Source organism: Paenibacillus sp. P4_E11, from assembly GCF_056401635.1.
Window position 1 is genome coordinate 1 of record NZ_JBFUIX010000601.1, and the last position, 843, is coordinate 843.

Annotated in this window: 1 protein-coding gene and 1 pseudogene; one reads left to right on the forward strand and one right to left on the reverse strand. The window is 41.4% G+C overall.

All coding sequences use genetic code 11. From position 1 onward, the window contains the following. The coding region (locus AC1DWB_RS36345) for a GNAT family N-acetyltransferase (RefSeq protein WP_477545900.1) at nt 1-435 on the forward strand (435 nt) is incomplete at its 5' end. Between the two features lie 217 nt (nt 436-652). On the opposite strand, the pseudogene AC1DWB_RS36350 reads toward AC1DWB_RS36345, so the two are convergent. Next, nucleotides 653-843: pseudogene (locus tag AC1DWB_RS36350) on the reverse strand (glycosyltransferase family 2 protein); the annotation flags it as partial.

The window sequence follows — 843 nt, forward strand, 5'->3', positions numbered from 1 at the left end:
ATGTTTAACTTGGAAGTTTCAGAGGACCAACGGCGCTTTGTTGCGTCTAATCTGTCAAGCGTGGCTTCTTGTTATGTCCTTGTAACCAATGGGGGACATCCATTCCCATTTGTCATTTACGCGGATGAGCAGCCCGTCGGGTTTGTTATGTTGGCTTATGGAATCACCGGATACGAAGAACCGTCAATCGCAGAAGACAACTATTGCATCATGCGACTGATGATTGACAAGCAATACCAGAACCGGGGTTATGGTCGGGAAGCCATGAAAAAAATCTTGGAATTTATCCGCACCTTTCCGGAAGGGCCAGCACATTACTGCTGGATCCCTTATAAATCCGATAACATCGCTGCCAAAAAGCTTTATGAAAGCTTCGGCTTCCGTGACAACGGTGAAGTCTTCAACAACGAATCAATAACCGTATTGCGACTCTGATTTGCTGTCAATTATCGGAGAACGATAATTGAAGAAAGCGAGCTAAAAGGAAGGGCCATTCCGCAAAGGATGGCCCAATAACTTGCCGTTACAGACAGCGCGGAGAACCTTACCATAAGTAACGGTATTTTCAAAAAGTGTATTTATGCAATCAGCTCGTTTGGTACAAGTAAGAATGGAAACCGCATTTTGAGTAGAATAAGCATCTTTTTTCAAATTAATTGACACCCTTTGGATTTCTTCGAACAAACTTCTTATAATTTCTAATATTGGGTACAACTCTATGATGGTTAATTAGTTCTTTATCACTGATAATCCATGTATGTTTTGATGAGTTTTTCCTGCGGATTGCCACAAAATTATATCTCCCTGCAGAATAAACTTTGTACCCTTTCATCTTGCTTCTCT